This window comes from Pseudomonas sp. MM213 (assembly GCF_020423045.1).
Lineage (GTDB): Bacteria > Pseudomonadota > Gammaproteobacteria > Pseudomonadales > Pseudomonadaceae > Aquipseudomonas > Aquipseudomonas migulae.
Genome location: NZ_CP081943.1, coordinates 6,352,104 through 6,368,155, shown reverse-complemented (window position 1 = coordinate 6,368,155; position 16,052 = coordinate 6,352,104). Strand labels below are relative to the sequence as shown.

Below are 16,052 nucleotides of genomic sequence, written 5' to 3'. Positions count from 1 at the left end.
ATTCAACTCGTTATTCGGCTCGGGCTCGCACGTGGATCGCCGCGAACGGCTCATTCTGCACCAGCTCGACCAAGGATTCCTTGACCAGTTCGAGGATCGCCATAAAGGTCACCACCACCCCCAGGCGTCCTTCTTCAGCGGTGAACAGCTCGACAAAGGGCACGAAACCGCCCCCCTTGAGCCGCTCCAGCACGTCGCTCATGCGCTCGCGCGTGGACAGCGCCTCGCGGCTGACCTGGTGGCTTTCGAACATGTCGCCACGACGCAGCACCTCGGCCATGGACATCAACAACTCGGACAGACTCACATCCGGCAACAACTTGCGCGCCCGTGCTTCCGGGGCATCCAGCTTGGGCACCACCACGTCACGACCGACGCGGCTCAGGCCGTCGATGCCTTCGGCGGCTGCCTTGAAGCGCTCGTATTCCTGCAAGCGACGGATCAGTTCGGCGCGCGGGTCGTCTTCTTCGTCTTCGATGGTTTCGGCGCGCGGCAACAGCATCCGCGATTTGATTTCGGCCAGCATCGCGGCCATCACCAGGTACTCGGCGGCCAGTTCCAGGCGCACCGACTGCATCAATTCGACATAGCCCATGTACTGGCGGGTGATTTCCGCCACCGGGATGTCGAGGATGTTGATGTTCTGTTTGCGGATCAGGTACAGCAGCAGGTCGAGGGGGCCTTCGAAGGCTTCGAGAAAAACCTCGAGCGCATCCGGCGGAATGTACAGGTCCAGCGGCATTTCCAGCACCGCCTGGCCATAGACCATGGCGAACGGCAGTTCTTGCTGGGCGCCGGCCTGACTGTCGATAACGGGTTCTACTGCAGACATTTACGCCTCGGCCATGAACGGCGTCGGGTCGCCGCAACCGACGCGGATCACTTCCGGCTCGCCATCGGCGAGGTTGATCACCGTGGATGCCTTGATGCCGCCGAAACCGCCGTCGATGATCAGGTCCACTTGATGCTCGAGCAATTGGCGCATTTCGTAAGGATCGCTCAGCGGGTCGGTGTCGCCCGGCATGATCAGCGTCACGCTCATCAGCGGTTCGCCGAGTTCTTCCAGCAGCGCCAGGGCAATCGGATGGCTTGGCACACGCAGGCCGATGGTGCGCTTTTTCGGGTGCAACAACAGCCGCGGGACTTCACGGGTGGCGTTGAGAATGAAGGTGTAAGGCCCCGGCAGGTGCGCCTTGAGCACGCGGAAGGTGCCGGTGTCGATCTTGGCGAACAGCCCGAGTTGCGACAGGTCGCAGCAAATCAGCGCGAAGTTGTGCTTCTCGTCCAGTTGACGCAACCGGCGCACGCGCTCCACGGCATTCTTGTCGCCGATCTGGCAACCAATGGCGTAGGAAGAGTCTGTGGGATAAATCACCACCCCGCCGTTGCGGATGATCTCGACAGCCTGTTTGATCAGGCGCGCTTGCGGGTTTTCCGGATGTATCTGGAAAAATTGACTCACATTCTCTACCTGTTCAGACGGCGGCAATAATTGGGTCATGTTTGAATCGACACCACAGTGGTGGCAGATCCTCCGGGAGCGGGCGGTATTCACCGATCTCGGACCAGCCTCCAGGGCCATGAAAATCACTGCCAGCGCTGACCAGCAGACCGAACTCACGGGCGAGAATCGCCAGGCTGCCCACTTGCTCGGCGGGCTGATGGCCATTGACCACTTCGATAGCGTGGCCCCCAGCTTGAATATAGTCAGAAATCAGGCGGCGACGCTTGCTGCGAGTGAAATCGTAGTGCCAGGGATGCGCCAGGCTCACCCAGGCTTTTGCGGCGCGCAGGGTTTCGACGGTTTCTTCCAGGGTCGGCCAGTGTTGCTTGACGTCCCCCAGCTTGCCGGCGCCCAGCCATTTGCGGAACGCTTCGGCGCGATCCTTGACGAAACCTTCACGCACCATCCAGTCAGCGAAGTGCGGGCGGGCCGGCGCGTTGCCGCTGTCGCCCAGTTCCTGTTGAATCGCCCGGGCGCCCTCCAGCGCACCCGGCATGCCCTTCAACGCCAGTTTGCGGCTTATTTCTTCGGAACGTAGCCAACGGCCATCGTGCAACTTGGCGATGGCATCGACCAACGGCGCGGCATTGACATCAAATCCGTAGCCCAGCACATGAATGGTTGCGCCGCCCCAGGTGCAGGACAACTCGACGCCGTTGACCAGTTGCATCCCCAGCGCCGTTGCGGCGCTACGGGCCTCGTCGAGGCCCTCAAGGGTGTCGTGATCGGTCAAGGCCAGGACTCGCACGCCTTTCTCGAACGCACGCGCAACCAGAACCGCAGGCGCCAGGGCGCCATCGGAGGCCGTGCTATGGCAGTGCAAATCAACATTCACAGGGATGTGTAACCTCAAATCAGCCGGCGCTATCGCGCGCCCATATGTTTGTTATTATGCCGCCACATCCTGCTTCTGGCTGCCACTGTGAAACAATTCATCGATTTCATCCCGCTCCTGCTGTTTTTCATCGTATTCAAAATCGATCCACGGGTCGTCGACATCGCCGGTCATCCAGTGACTGTAGGCGGTATTTACAGCGCCACGGCAATGCTGATCATCAGTTCCCTGGTGGTGTATGGCACGCTCTTCATCAAGCAGCGCAAGCTGGAAAAAAGCCAATGGCTGACGCTCATCGCGTGCCTGGTCTTCGGTAGCCTGACACTGGCGTTCCACAGCGAGACCTTCCTGAAATGGAAAGCCCCGGTGGTCAACTGGCTGTTTGCCCTGGCGTTCATCGGCAGCCACTTCATCGGTGACCAGCTGCTGATCAAGCGCATCATGGGCCACGCACTGACCCTGCCGGACCAGGTCTGGACTCGCCTGAACATCGCCTGGATCGCATTTTTCCTGTTCTGCGGTGCCGCCAACCTGTTTGTCGCGTTCACGTTTCAGGAATACTGGGTCGACTTCAAAGTCTTCGGCAGCCTGGGCATGACGCTGTTGTTCCTGGTCGCTCAGGGTATTTACCTGTCCCGCCACCTGCACGACGCCGATACCACCACGCCAAAAACCGAGGACTGACATGCTTTACGCAATCATTGCCACAGACGTCGCCAATTCCCTGGAAGCCCGCCTGGCCGCACGGCCTGCACACCTTGAGCGCCTGCAAGTGCTCAAAGGTGAAGGTCGTATCGTATTGGCCGGCCCGCACCCGGCGGTCGACAGCAATGACCCGGGCGCTGCGGGTTTCACCGGCAGCCTGATCGTCGCCGAATTCGATTCCCTGAGCGCCGCCCAGGCCTGGGCCGACGCCGACCCGTACATCGCTGCAGGCGTCTACGCCAACGTTTTGGTCAAGCCGTTCAAGCAAGTCCTGCCGTAAATCTCTCCCTCGCGATGAACCTTGTCGGTTCATCGCGCTCTCAATCGCTCATTATTCTCGTTTGCCTGCCGACAACCTGCCCAATAATCGATTGGATTCAGGAGCTCCGATGCGCAAAGGTCCGTTGTGTCTGATGTTGGTCACGTTGTCGATCGTGGCGCCCGCCCACGGTGAAGAAAGTGCCGCCGGTGGTAGTTCGACGCCTCTGTCCTTGAGCGCCGGGAGCCAGATCAGCGAGTTGCAGCAACGCTTGAAGGTGAGCGAACAGCAACGAGAAGAATTGAGCAAACAACTGCAAAGTGCAGATGCCGAACGCGAAAGCCCTCAGCTGAGCCGGTTGCGCCAGGAGAATCAGCGTCTGAAGCTGCAACTCAAGGAAGCCCAGGCCAGCAGTCCGCTGCCGCGCTTTTTGACAGACCAGCAGCAATGGTTCGTGATCGGTGCAGGAGTTGCGCTATTGGCCCTGCTCTGCGGTATCTTCGCCAGTGGTGCAAGTCGAAAACGTCGACAATGGCTAAATTGAGTGAGTCATGAGCGAGCTGTTATTAATTGATGACGATCAGGAGCTGTGTGAGCTTCTGGTCAGTTGGCTGAGCCAGGAAGGCTTTCATGTCCGGGCTTGCCACGACGGCCAGAGTGCTCGTCGCGCGCTGGCTGAAACGTCCCCGGCGGCAGTGGTGCTGGATGTGATGCTGCCGGACGGCAGCGGCCTGGAACTGCTCAAGCAATTGCGCAGCGACCATCCGGAATTGCCGGTGCTGATGCTCTCGGCCCGCGGCGAACCTCTGGACCGCATCCTGGGCCTGGAACTCGGCGCCGACGATTACCTGGCCAAACCGTGCGATCCACGGGAACTGACCGCCCGCCTGCGCGCCGTCTTGCGCCGCAGCCATCCGGCGGCGGTGTCCAGCCAGCTTGAACTGGGCGATCTGTGTTTCAGCCCGGTGCGCGGCGTGGTCAGCATCGATGAACAGGAATTCACCCTCACTGTCTCCGAAAGCCGCTTGCTCGAAGCCTTGCTCAAGCAGCCGGGCGAGCCGCTGGACAAACAGGAACTGGCGCAGATCGCCCTCGGTCGCAAGCTCACCCTGTACGACCGCAGCCTGGACATGCACGTCAGCAACCTGCGCAAAAAGATCGGTCCCCACCCCGACGGCCGCCCGCGCATCGTCGCCCTGCGCAGCCGTGGCTATTACTACAGCCTCTGAAACCTCGCACTCCCCTGTAGGAGCCGGCTTGCTGGCGATAGCGGTGGATCAGGCGGAGACTCTGCTGACTGACACTCCGCCATCGCCAGCAAGCCGGCTCCTACAGGGTCGGTGTGGTGTCAGGTCAATACGGCGCCGGGGTTTGTCAGGTGGATGCCAAACCGTCTTTACCCAAGCTTTACGCTCCCCTGACCGCCGCTGACCTTGATCTGCGTAATCTGTACTCATCCGGAACGTACCGGGAACGAGACAAGGAGATTCACCATGCGCAAGACTCTTATCGCTCTGATGTTCGCTGCCGCCCTGCCAACCGTTGCCATGGCCATGCCTGAAGGCGCCGGCCCGATGGGGGGTTCGATGGACGGCTCGCGCCACGGCGGTCAGATGCACGGCATGCACGGCAAAGGCCCGTACAGCCAACTGGACCTGAGCCGCGAACAGCGCGAGCAGATCCGCAAGATCATGGGCGAGCAGATGCACGAGCGTAAGCAAGTGGTCGACAAGTACCTGGAAAAACTCTCGCCGGCGGACCAGAAAGCCATGAAAGATGAAATGGCCGCCAACCACAAGAAAGCCGAGGCCGATGTGCGCGCCCTGCTGAAACCGGATCAACAGAAGCAATTCGACGAGATCCAGAAAAAACAGGCTGAGCGCCGCGCCGAATGGGCCGAGTTCAAGGCCTGGAAAGCGCAACAACCGCAAAAAGCGCAATAATGCGCTGACCCCGGACCCAACGGCTGTACACCGTTGGGTCTGATGCCACCCTGTTCAATGTGGGAGCGAGACCGGCTTGCCGGCGATAGCGATGTGTCAGTCAACACAACTGTTGAATGTGACGCCGCCATCGCCGGCAAGCCGGTCTCGCTCCCACATGGAATTCAGTCAGCTTGAGGATTTTCTGTGCGCTCATTGTTCTGGCGTATCCTGGCCAGCTTCTGGCTGGCCATCGCTCTGGTGGCAGGGCTGTCCATTCTGCTCGGGCACATGCTCAACCAGGACGCGTGGATTCTCAGTCGCCACCCGGGCCTCAATACCCTGCCCGAAGAATGGACGCAAACCTACGAAGCCCAGGGCGAAGAAGCCGCCCAGGACATTCTCGAACAGCGCAAACGCCAGTATCACATCGACGTTCAGGTGCTCAACGAAAGCGGTGACCCGCTCGTTCGCGGCACCTTTCCGCGCCGCGCGGCTGCCTTCGAAGCACGGCAGAACAACGATGACCGACGCCTGCCGTGGCGGCGTCTGACCGCCGAGTACACCAGTGAAAAAACCGGCGACACCTACCTGCTGATTTATCGTATTCCGCACCCGGAGCTGGACTCATGGCACCGCGAAAGCCTGCTCTGGCCACTGAGTGCGCTGGGCATCGCGCTCGTGGTGCTGACCCTGTTCAGCCTGTTCGTGACCCTGTCCATCACCCGACCGCTAAGCCGCTTGCGCGGCGCGGTGCATGATCTGGGGCAAACCACCTATCAACAGAACAGCCTGGTGAAACTGGCCAACCGTCGCGATGAGTTCGGCGTGCTCGCCAACGATTTCAACCGCATGGGCTCACGGCTGCAAAGCCTGATCGGCAGTCAGCGCCAATTGCTGCGCGATGTGTCCCACGAGTTGCGCTCACCGCTTGCCCGGTTGCGCATAGCGCTGGCACTGGCCGAACGGGCCAACCCCGAAGAACGGGAAAAACTCTGGCCGCGCCTGACCCGCGAGTGCGACCGCCTCGAAGCGCTGATCAGCGAGATCCTGGTACTGGCACGGGTCGATGCCGACAACGCCAGCGCAGAAGACGTTGATCTGAATGCGCTGCTCAACTCGCTGCAAAAGGATGCGCAACTGGGTTCGCCGGAGCAGAACGTTCGTCTCGACGCAGAACCGCAACTGAATCTCAAAGGCTGGCCGACAATGATCGAGCGCGCCGTGGACAACCTGCTGCGCAACGCCCAGCGCTTCAACCCGGTGGGGCAATCGATTGAAATGCAGGCAGTGCGTCAGGGTGAGCGGATTGTGGTGAGCGTGCGTGACCATGGGCCGGGGGTCGACGCCGAGCATTTGAGCCAGTTGGGTGAGCCGTTTTATCGGGCGCCGGGGCAGACGGCAGCGGGGCATGGTTTGGGATTGGCCATTGCACGCCGGGCGGCGGAGCGGCATGGCGGGAGTCTGGTGTTGGCCAATCATCCGGATGGCGGGTTCATTGCCAGTCTGGAATTACCTTTAGTACCCGGGGCTGTCGTCCAACCCTAAAAGCTTCGCGGGCAAGCCTCGCTCCTACAGGTTTATGTCAGTCACAATGCTGTGGCACGACACCTAACCCTGTAGGAGCGAGGCTTGCCCGCGAAGCATTTGATCTTAGGGTTTTGAAGGCCAGACGCTGACGAATTCAGCCAGATCGACTTTCTCTGCAACGCGCGGTTCTTTCAGCGGCGTGCCCAGGTACAGGAAAGCAATCACCTCTTCCCCTTCAGCCAACCCCAACCCTTTGGCCACATGCGCCGAATACGCCAGCTCACCGGTGCGCCAGACCGCGCCAATACCTTGCGCATAGGCTGCCAGCAGAACCCCGTGCGCCGCACAGCCGGCCGCGAGCAACTGCTCGGACTTCGGATACTTGACGTGATCCTGCAACCGCGCGATCACCACGACCACCAACGGTGCGCGCAGCGGACCATTGCGGGCCTTGTCCAGCACCGCTTCGGACGCTTCGCTGTCCTGCAGTTTCGCGGCTTCGGCCAGCAACTCGCCCATCTGCTCGCGCGCTGCACCTTCGACTGTCAGGAAGCGCCAAGGCTGCAAATGGCCGTGGTCCGGCGCACGCATCGCGGCGTTAAACAGCACTTCGCGCTGCTCGGCGGTAGGGGCCGGGTCGATCAGTCGTGGAACGGAAACACGGTTGAGCAAAGCGTCGAGAGCCTGCATCGGCCACCTCCTGAAAAAAATGTCCGGCTATTCTAGCTGCAAGTGCCACGGGATGCCGGTTTACATGCCCTGCCCCACGGGTAGAATGGCGCCCTTCCTACTTTCAGCCCGAGCGGACTTCATGGCGTTGCCGACCTTACGTCTCATTGGTTTCATCATCGGCCTCTTCCTGATCACGCTGGCGATCGCCATGGTCGTGCCCATGGCCACCCTGTTGATTTTCGATCGCACCGGCGATCTGCCGTCGTTCCTCTGGGCCAGCATGATCACCTTTGTCGCCGGCCTGGCGCTGGTGATCCCCGGCCGCCCCGAGCACGTGCACTTGCGCCCGCGGGACATGTACCTGCTGACCGTCAGCAGTTGGCTGGTGGTGTGCATCTTCGCGGCGCTGCCATTCCTGTTGACCCAGCACATCAGCTACACCGACTCATTCTTCGAAAGCATGTCCGGGATTACGGCCACCGGTTCAACGGTGCTCAATCACCTGGATGACATGTCCCCCGGCATCCTGATGTGGCGCTCGTTGCTGCACTGGATCGGTGGCATCGGCTTTATCGGCATGGCCGTCGCGATTCTGCCGTTGCTGCGTATCGGTGGCATGCGGCTGTTTCAGACCGAGTCGTCGGACCGTTCCGAAAAAGTCATGCCCCGTTCGCACATGGTGGCGCGTTTGATCGTAGCAGCCTACGTCGGCATCACCATTTTCGGCAGCCTGGCGTTCTGGTGGGCCGGGATGAGCCCGTTCGATGCGATCAACCACGCGATGTCGGCCATTTCCACCGGCGGTTTCTCCACCTCCGACCAGTCACTGGCCAAATGGACGCAACCGGCGGTGCACTGGGTGGCGATTGTCATCATGATTCTCGGCAGCTTGCCGTTCACCCTGTATGTGGCAACGTTGCGTGGCAACCGCAAGGCGCTGATCAAGGATGAACAGGTTCAAGGTTTGCTCGGCATGTTGTTGGTGACGTGGCTGGTGCTCACCACCTGGTACTGGTGGACCACTCAGTTGCATTGGCTGGACGCGCTACGGCATGTGGCGCTGAACGTGACGTCGGTAGTGACCACCACCGGTTTCGCACTCGGGGACTACAGCCTGTGGGGCAATTTCTCGCTGATGCTGTTCTTTTATCTGGGCTTTGTCGGCGGTTGCTCGGGATCGACTGCAGGCGGGATCAAGATTTTCCGTTTCCAGGTCGCCTACATTCTGCTCAAGGCCAACCTTAACCAGTTGATTCACCCGCGCGCGGTGATCAAGCAGAAGTACAACGGCCATCGCCTCGACGAAGAGATCGTGCGTTCGATCCTGACCTTTTCGTTCTTCTTCACCATTACCATCTGTGTGATCGCCCTGCTGTTGTCGCTGCTCGGCGTCGACTGGATGACCGCGCTGACCGGCGCCGCCAGTACCGTTTCCGGGGTCGGCCCGGGGCTGGGCGAAACCATTGGCCCGGCGGGCAACTTCGCCACCCTTCCGGATGCCGCCAAGTGGATTCTGTCGTTCGGCATGCTGCTCGGCCGACTGGAGATCATTACGGTGTTTGTTCTGTGTATTCCGGCGTTCTGGCGTCACTGACCTGGTTCGGCGCATCCATCAGCCGCACCCGGTACTCGCCGGGGGTGGCATCGAACCAGCGTCGGAAGGCGCGGAAGAAATTGCTCGGATCGGCGAACCCCAACAGGTAGGCAATTTCCAGCAGGGTCATGCTCGGTTGCGCCAGATACTGCTCGGCCAGTTCGCGCCGGGTGTCATCGAGCAGCGTCTGAAAACTCGTGCCCTCTTCCTGCAAGCGTCGCTGCAACGTCCGTTGCGACAAGTGCAGCGTCTGCGCCACGGTATCGCGCTTGGGTTCGCCCTGGGGCAGTAAACGGCACAACACCTGACGGGCCTTGTGGGTCACGCGGCTTTCGGAAAAGCGCGCCAGGTATTCCCCGGCAAAGCGGTCATGCAGCAGCGCCATGGCCTCATTGGCGGTTGGCAGCGGAGCTTCCATGTCGGCGCGCTCGAAAATCAGCGCGTCATAAGGCGCGTTGAACACCAGCGGCGCATGGAAGGCTTGTTTATACGGTTCGAGATCGACGGGCTGTTCGCCCTGCACCAACACCTTGCGCGGTTGCAGGGTGCGCCCGGTCAGCCAGCCGCACAGCGCCAGCGCGCAGGCCAGCGAGGCTTCGGCACTTTGTCGGGTCGGCGGCAGATGGTCGCCGTGGACCGTCAGAATCAGGGCATACCCTTCATCCAGCAGACGGAAACTCAGGTCGGCACTTTCGGCGATGATCCGCTGATAACGCACCAAACGCTGGAAGCCTTCGGCCAGGGTCTGACTGGACATCAAGGCGTACCCAGCCACGTGGAATGACGCCGGTCGCACGACCTTGCCCATGTTCAGGCCAATCGCCGGGTTACCGGACAGCTCGACCGCGCGCTGCCACAGGCGTGTCATGGAATCTTGCGGGAAGCGCGCATCCGGATCGTCCAGTGACGCATAGTCGAGCCCCAGCTGCTTGAACAGAACCCGGCAATCCAGGCCGTCCATCTCCAGTGCTTTGACAATCCCCATCGCCCAGCTTGCAGAAGTCGTTCGTTCGCTCATGGCGTCTACTTACATGATGAGCCGCATGCTACGGCCAATTTCCGAAGGATACTAAAGTGGCGCCCATTGTCACTGGCTGATGCCAATGATCACTCTAGACTCAAATAAGCTACCCGCAGAACAACTTGCAGTCAGAACAATAACCACAGAGATCGCAGTCGTGGAAAACATCAGACGTTTCAACAGCTTCGCTGAGTTTTACCCGTATTACCTCAGCGAACACAGCAACAGTACCTGCCGACGATTGCACTTCATTGGCACGACGCTGGTTATTTGCATTCTGGCGCTGACCATCGGCAAAGGTGCCTGGTCGATGCTGCTGGCCGTTCCACTGGCGGGATACAGCTTCGCCTGGGTCGGGCATTTCTTCTTTGAAAAGAATCGTCCTGCAACCTTTCAACATCCGTTTTACAGCCTGCTCGGCGATTTTGTGATGTTTCGCGACATGATTCTGGGCCGCGTACCGTTCTAGGCGCAGCCGCTATAGAAAAGCAAAGAGAGACTAGCCGATGAATGCCAATGCCCGCTTCACCCACATGCAGGACGGCACGCAGGAAGACTGGGCGATCATCGCCGCCGACTTCAGTGCCTACGCGAGGCAATTACCACAACGGATCATGGCGCACCTGAAACTGCTGGAGGGTGATTTTGGCGGGTTCCCGGTGGATCGCCTGACCCACTCCCTGCAAACCGCCAGCCGCGCCTGGCGCGATGGCCGCGACGAAGAGTACGTGGTGTGCGCCCTGCTTCACGACATCGGTGACACGTTGGGCTCCTACAACCACCCGGACATCGCGGCGGCGATCCTCAAGCCATTTGTCAGCGCCGAGAATGTGTGGATGGTGGAGAAACACGGGATTTTCCAGGGTTACTACTTTTTCCATCACTTGGGGATGGACCGGCATTTACGCGAGCAATTCAGCGGGCATCCGCAGTATCAGGCGACCATCGAGTTTTGCGCGAAGTATGATGCGGCGGCGTTTGATCCCGAGTATGAAACGTTACCGCTGAGCTTCTTCGAGCCGATGATGGAGCGGTTGTTTGCTCATCCGAAGAACTCGATTTACAGGGCGGCGATGGAAGAACACGCGCCGGCCTGACAGATCTGCGGTGTCAGGCCTGGCCTCTTCGCGGGCAAGCCTCGCTCCTACAAATGCGGCGCTGGCCCTGTAGGAGCGAGGCTTGCCCGCGAAGGCGTCTGACCGGCCTACGCGGGCTCCGCGATTTTGATGGCCTTCAACTCCGCCTCCCGCGCCTGGGCATCCGCCAACCGGTACAACTCGATCGAACCATCCCAATGTTCGATCAGCGCCGTACACGACTCCACCCAATCCCCGCAATTGAGGTAATCCACCTCGCCCACCTTGCGAATCTCGGCATGGTGAATGTGCCCGCACACCACGCCGTGCAACTCGCGTTTGACGCATTCGTGGGCGATGGCTTCTTCGAAGTCGCTGATGAAGCTGACCGCGGTTTTCACTTTGTGCTTGAGGTACGCCGACAGTGACCAGTAACCGTAGCCATACCGGGCACGCCAATGGTTGAGCCAGCGGTTGAGGGTCAGGGTGAATTCGTAGGCCGAGTCGCCGAGGAACGCCAGCCAGCGGTGATAGCGGGTAATCACGTCAAACTGGTCGCCGTGGATCACCAGCAAATGACGGCCGTCGGCGGTCACGTGCACGGCCTCATCCACCAACTGGATGTTGCCCAGAATCAGCTTCGAGTAACGGCGCAGGAATTCGTCGTGGTTGCCAGTGACATAAATCACCTCGGTGCCGCGCTTGCTCATGGTCAACAGACGACGGATCACGTTGGTGTGCGCCTGGGGCCAGTACATGCCGCCGCGCAGCTTCCAGCCATCGATGATGTCGCCGACCAGGTAGATCTTGTCCGCGTGGTAGCCCTTGAGAAACTGCGACAAGTGCTCGGCCTGGCAATCCCGGGTGCCCAGATGCACATCGGAAATCCACAAGGTCCGCACACGTTGCTTACGACTGGGTTTGGCGAGCTCGGCGCTGGTCATGGGCAACCCTCTGCGATTGTTTGCGCAAGCTTGCGCCGGTCGGGTTAATTGCCCATGACAGGGACAAGTCAGTCCTGTGACAACGCACATGAACGCCCTCGGTGTAGACTGGCAGCCTTAATCGGGAGACCTGCGATGAGACCGATCCTCACGCTGCGCCAATACACTCACGACCTGATCGTCCACAGCCACGACCACGCGCAACTGGTGTTCGGGTTGTCGGGTGCGCTGGATTTCGAAGTCGACGGGCATGGCAGCCAGGTGGTTCAGCAGAGTTTCGTGGTCGTCCCGTCCGGCTTCCATCATGCGTGCGGCAGCGCCAATGGCAGCCGCTGCCTGGTGCTGGATGTGCCGAGCGATCAATGGGTGGTTCAGTCCCTTGGCGAGCACGCCGATGCCAGCCGCCGCTTGCTCGACAACGCAGGGCGCCTGCCGCTGGATGCCGGGCAAAGCCAATTGGTCAGTTGGCTGGCGGGCAGTCAGGTCAGCGACCCGCTGATCGCGCAACAAGGCGCGGTACTGTTGCTGGCCAGCCTCAACAACGCCAAAAGCGAAGGGGTGGGCGGTCGGCGCCTGCCGTACGCCGCATTGAATGCGCACATCGATCAATACGCGGCCTATCCGTTGCAAGTGGCCGATCTGGCGCGCATTGCCGGGCTGTCCAGCGCTCGGCTGCATGCGCGATTTGTCGCTGAATGCGGGCAGACGCCGATGGACTACATCCGCAGCCGTCGTTTGCACATGGCCGTGAGTATGTTGCGCGATTCAGCATTGCCCGTTGGCGAGATTGCGAGTCGGGTCGGCTACAGCTCTCAAAGTGCATTTTCAGCGGCGGTGCTGCGGGAGTTTGGTGTCTCACCCGGCAAATTGCGGCGCGAGGCTGGCGACAAATGATGCGAGCCTGACGACAGACAGGCATACCGACAGCCCTCTAGACTGCACCTCTGTTGGTTATGTTTATCAAGGATCGCAATGACTCCCCGTACCGCCCTGGGCGCACTGCATATCGGCGCATTGATGTTTGGCCTGACCGGCGTGTTCGGCAAACTCGCCGCCGCCTCCCCCGCCGTTATCGTCTTCGGTCGTGCGGCCTTTGCCGTGCTCGCCCTGGCCCTTTTCGCACGGTTCGCCAGCCACACCCGCTGGCAAAAACTCGACGCCGTGGACTGGCGCCGATTGCTGCTCAGCGGTTTGTTGCTGGCCGGACACTGGGTGAGTTTCTTCATTGCGGTAAAGGTGGCGGGCGTGGCGATCGCGACCCTCGGTTTCGCCAGTTTCCCGGCGTTCACCGTGATCCTGGAAGGGTTGATCTTCCGCGAGCGAATTCGCGCCAACGAGATCCTGCTGGTGGTACTGGTGAGTGTTGGGCTGGTGCTGGTCACGCCAGACTTCGATCTGGCCAGCGGCGCCACCACCGGCCTGTTATGGGCGGTAGGTTCTGGCCTGCTGTTCGCGTTGCTGTCGCTGACCAACCGCGCCAGTTCCGGCCGAATTCCGCCGGTACAGGCTGCGCTGTGTCAGAACGTAGTGGTCGCGTTGTGTTTGCTGCCGGTAGCGGCACCGCAACTGAGCGAAGTGCGCACCATTGACTGGCTGTGGATCGGCCTGCTGGGAGTATTCTGTACCGGCGTCGCCCACAGTCTGTTCGTCGCCAGCCTCGCGGTGATCAAGGCACGAACCGCCGCCGTGGTATTTGCGCTGGAGCCGGTGTACGGCATCACCATGGCGTGGTTGTTGTTCAATGAAAATCCGACGCTGCGCATGCTGATCGGCGGCGCGTTGATCATCGTCGCGATTGTCGTGTCCAGCAGGCTCTCCGGCGGTTCAAGCAAGAAAGTGGTCGCTGCCGAAGCCGCGTCTCACTGAGTGCGGTCGTTGTGGCCCAGGTCGCGGTCCGGATCAATCTGATCGCGGACCCGCTGCTTGAGTACCTTGGCCTCCGGAAAACCGCCGTCAGCCTTGCGCTCCCAGATCTGCACATCGTTACAGAAAATGTGAAACACGCCACCGGTGCCAGGCACCAGCGACACCTTGCCCAAATCGTCGCCAAAGGTACTGAGCAGTTCTTGCGCCAACCACGCCGCACGCAACAGCCATTGGCATTGCGTGCAGTAAGTGATGACGATTTCCGGTTTATGCGCGGTCATGACGGGCGAAACTCCTGAGCCAAGGGGCACCGCCATGATAGAGCGTCAGCGGATGCCGGCCAACAAGGTCCGCGCAGTCTGTTTGAGTGGCTCATCACCGTCCTTGAGCAACTCGTTCAGCAGCTCGATGGCGCTGTCCAGATCGCCGTCATCGATGCAGGTCTGAGCCTGTTCCAGTTTGCCTGCGTTGGTCGGTTCCACCGGTTCCTGTTTCAGCGGTACAAGCTCAAGCGACTGACCTGCATCGGCGAATTCATTGAGAAAATCGTCGTCCAGAGACTGTGAGTCCGGTTCGGCGATCCATTCCAGCTCGGGCTCGCCCAGGGTCGGTTCTTCGGGTTTGGGCGGTTCGTCCGAGGGTTTAGGGTTTTCGAATGGACTGACCAGGTCCCAACTCGAATCCATCGACAGGTCCTCCAGGTTCAACTGGAACTCATCGCTCGGCGCTGCTTCGGTTTTTACCGGAGTCGTGATAACGCTGGTCGCAGCCTCGGGCACCGCGCTGTTCAGCTTCGGGTAGCGGGCACGGATTTCCTGAAGTTGCCGGGAATCGAACCCGGCGTCTCGCAAGCTGCTCTCCTGCGCATCATAGGCTGGCACATCCCCTTGTTTACCGAGGACTTCCAGCAGTTGCACCGCCAGATCCGTGCGCTGTGGTTCCTTGACCAGGGCATCTCGCAACAATGCCGCCGCTTCGGAAAAACGCCCATACGTCAGATAGATGCCCACACCCTCCAGCACATCGCCGGACGGCGTTTCTTCGTGATGCACAGGGGCGGCCTTCACAACCGGCGCTACGGTTCGATCAAGCACCGGTTCATGCCGTGACGGTAAAACCGGGAGATCTTCGGGCAATGCCTGAATCTGCTGTCGTTGCCGACGAACAATCAGCCCCAGCACCAGCCCCAGCAGCGCCAGCAACCCGATAATCAGCGGCCAGTTGAACGCCTCCGGCTCTTGTCCCACGACCGGGGCAGGCACCACGGCTTGCGGCGTGACCGGCGGTGCTTGCTGGACCTCCGCCAGGCGGGTTTGCAATTCGGTGATCTGTTTTTTTTGGCCGGCGATCTGTTCGTCTTGAGCCTGCAGCTTCGCATTCAACTCATCGACGGTTTTTTGCAGTTGCTGATTTTGCAGCACGCTGGCAGTCAGCTGTTCTGCGACAGGATCAATCACCGGTACAGCGGCCGGCGGCTCAACCTTCGCCTGGGCGGTTTTCTTCGCTACGGGTGGAGGCGCAACGGCGGGTGTAACGCTCGGAAATGGAGAGTTCGGTGAACTGGCGGCGGGTTCGTCAGTGACCGGAGTAATGCCCGGCGTTCCCGGAGGATCGATCAGCACGGTGTACTCGCGCAGCACACGGCCGTTCGGCTGGTTCAGTTGCACGAGAAAATTCAGGAAGGGTTCGTTGACCGCTTTGTTGGAGCTCACCCGGATCAGGCTGCGATTGCCCCGCAGGATCGGTGTGAACTTCAGGTCATTGAGAAAGAAAAGCCGTTCGACACCGGCACGGCTGAACTCGTCTGCCGTCGCCAGGCTGACCGACAGCTCGCCCTCCTCCAGACCGACGGCATCCACCAGGGCGATGTCGGCACGCAACGGTTGATTGAGCGCCGAATGCAGGGTGATCTCACCCAGGCCCAGTGCAGGCGCCAATGCCGAGTAGCTGACAAACCCACCGGCCAGCAGCAGCCTGGCGCAACACCGCAATACAACGTGCCAACTCTCAAGCATGAGCATCCCTTAGATAACCAGAACCAACCAGTGCGTGTTCGCACATCCGTTACGAACACGATATTGCCTGGTAGTTCTTTATAGTCTGCCCAACGGGGTATCTCAAAAA

19 protein-coding genes are annotated in these 16,052 nt (G+C 60.4%); 11 read left to right on the top strand and 8 right to left on the bottom strand.

All coding sequences use genetic code 11. The features are described from left to right. Positions 1–10: 10 nt before the first annotated feature. The 3 genes from K5R88_RS28990 to K5R88_RS28980 all read right to left on the bottom strand — a co-directional run bounded on the left by K5R88_RS28990 (position 11) and on the right by K5R88_RS28980 (position 2,339). On the bottom strand, positions 11–769 hold the full coding sequence (locus tag K5R88_RS28990; RefSeq protein ID WP_404943248.1) for a segregation and condensation protein A: 759 nt from the start codon (positions 767–769) through the stop codon (positions 11–13). Between the two features lie 63 nt (positions 770–832). Further along, positions 833–1,462, bottom strand: coding sequence for an L-threonylcarbamoyladenylate synthase (locus K5R88_RS28985; RefSeq protein WP_032832737.1), 630 nt, complete (start codon positions 1,460–1,462; stop codon positions 833–835). Between the two features lie 13 nt (positions 1,463–1,475). After that, entirely contained in the window at positions 1,476–2,339 is an 864-nt protein-coding gene (locus K5R88_RS28980) for a PHP domain-containing protein (RefSeq protein ID WP_008030458.1), read from the bottom strand. A gap of 87 nt (positions 2,340–2,426) precedes the next feature. Here K5R88_RS28980 and K5R88_RS28975 point away from each other — a divergent pair, with 87 nt between their 5' ends. The 6 genes from K5R88_RS28975 to K5R88_RS28950 all read left to right on the top strand — a co-directional run bounded on the left by K5R88_RS28975 (position 2,427) and on the right by K5R88_RS28950 (position 6,773). Then, a complete protein-coding gene (locus tag K5R88_RS28975; RefSeq protein WP_008042693.1) occupies positions 2,427–3,023 on the top strand; it encodes a septation protein A in 597 nt (198 codons plus the stop codon). Between the two features lies 1 nt (position 3,024). Further along, complete coding sequence (locus K5R88_RS28970) at positions 3,025–3,324, top strand: YciI family protein (protein WP_007984134.1); 300 nt, start codon at positions 3,025–3,027, stop codon at positions 3,322–3,324. Between the two features lie 109 nt (positions 3,325–3,433). Beyond that, a complete protein-coding gene (locus tag K5R88_RS28965; protein ID WP_008042694.1) occupies positions 3,434–3,847 on the top strand; it encodes a hypothetical protein in 414 nt (137 codons plus the stop codon). A gap of 7 nt (positions 3,848–3,854) precedes the next feature. Beyond that, positions 3,855–4,532 (top strand): response regulator transcription factor, encoded by a 678-nt coding sequence (locus K5R88_RS28960; RefSeq protein WP_008030451.1) that lies wholly within the window; start codon positions 3,855–3,857, stop codon positions 4,530–4,532. Positions 4,533–4,796: 264 nt separating this feature from the next. Then, entirely contained in the window at positions 4,797–5,246 is a 450-nt protein-coding gene (locus K5R88_RS28955) for a hypothetical protein (protein WP_008030449.1), read from the top strand. A 186-nt stretch (positions 5,247–5,432) separates the two neighbouring features. Continuing rightward, the gene (locus K5R88_RS28950; RefSeq protein ID WP_008030447.1) at positions 5,433–6,773 is read left to right on the top strand and encodes a sensor histidine kinase; all 1,341 of its coding nucleotides are present in this window, start codon (positions 5,433–5,435) and stop codon (positions 6,771–6,773) included. 105 nt (positions 6,774–6,878) lie between these two features. Here K5R88_RS28950 and K5R88_RS28945 read toward each other — a convergent pair whose 3' ends face one another. Continuing rightward, on the bottom strand, positions 6,879–7,445 hold the full coding sequence (locus K5R88_RS28945; protein ID WP_226298808.1) for an NAD(P)H nitroreductase: 567 nt from the start codon (positions 7,443–7,445) through the stop codon (positions 6,879–6,881). Between the two features lie 121 nt (positions 7,446–7,566). Between K5R88_RS28945 and K5R88_RS28940 the strand changes: the two genes are divergently transcribed. After that, entirely contained in the window at positions 7,567–9,021 is a 1,455-nt protein-coding gene (locus tag K5R88_RS28940; RefSeq protein WP_008030441.1) for a TrkH family potassium uptake protein, read from the top strand. Here the strand turns inward: K5R88_RS28940 and K5R88_RS28935 are convergent. Continuing rightward, positions 8,978–10,039, bottom strand: coding sequence for an AraC family transcriptional regulator (locus K5R88_RS28935; RefSeq protein ID WP_202949139.1), 1,062 nt, complete (start codon positions 10,037–10,039; stop codon positions 8,978–8,980). The two genes, K5R88_RS28940 and K5R88_RS28935, sit on opposite strands and share 44 nt — an antisense overlap. Before the next feature lie 160 nt (positions 10,040–10,199). Between K5R88_RS28935 and K5R88_RS28930 the strand changes: the two genes are divergently transcribed. Beyond that, positions 10,200–10,511: a DUF962 domain-containing protein gene (locus K5R88_RS28930; protein ID WP_207285395.1), complete on the top strand. Its 312-nt coding sequence runs from the start codon at positions 10,200–10,202 to the stop codon at positions 10,509–10,511. A gap of 37 nt (positions 10,512–10,548) precedes the next feature. Continuing rightward, the gene (locus K5R88_RS28925) at positions 10,549–11,139 is read left to right on the top strand and encodes an HD domain-containing protein (RefSeq protein WP_192419563.1); all 591 of its coding nucleotides are present in this window, start codon (positions 10,549–10,551) and stop codon (positions 11,137–11,139) included. Positions 11,140–11,246: 107 nt separating this feature from the next. On the opposite strand, the gene K5R88_RS28920 is transcribed toward K5R88_RS28925, so the two are convergent. After that, positions 11,247–12,062 (bottom strand): UDP-2,3-diacylglucosamine diphosphatase, encoded by an 816-nt coding sequence (locus K5R88_RS28920; RefSeq protein WP_008043641.1) that lies wholly within the window; start codon positions 12,060–12,062, stop codon positions 11,247–11,249. A 135-nt stretch (positions 12,063–12,197) separates the two neighbouring features. Here K5R88_RS28920 and K5R88_RS28915 point away from each other — a divergent pair, with 135 nt between their 5' ends. Then, on the top strand, positions 12,198–12,956 hold the full coding sequence (locus K5R88_RS28915; RefSeq protein WP_008030432.1) for a helix-turn-helix transcriptional regulator: 759 nt from the start codon (positions 12,198–12,200) through the stop codon (positions 12,954–12,956). A gap of 78 nt (positions 12,957–13,034) precedes the next feature. After that, positions 13,035–13,928 (top strand): DMT family transporter, encoded by an 894-nt coding sequence (locus K5R88_RS28910; RefSeq protein WP_226298807.1) that lies wholly within the window; start codon positions 13,035–13,037, stop codon positions 13,926–13,928. Here the strand turns inward: K5R88_RS28910 and K5R88_RS28905 are convergent. Next, positions 13,922–14,209 (bottom strand): SelT/SelW/SelH family protein, encoded by a 288-nt coding sequence (locus K5R88_RS28905; protein ID WP_008030428.1) that lies wholly within the window; start codon positions 14,207–14,209, stop codon positions 13,922–13,924. The genes K5R88_RS28910 and K5R88_RS28905 overlap by 7 nt on opposite strands. A 45-nt stretch (positions 14,210–14,254) precedes the next feature. After that, entirely contained in the window at positions 14,255–15,943 is a 1,689-nt protein-coding gene (locus tag K5R88_RS28900) for a FimV/HubP family polar landmark protein (RefSeq protein ID WP_226298806.1), read from the bottom strand. Positions 15,944–16,052: the final 109 nt, after the last annotated feature.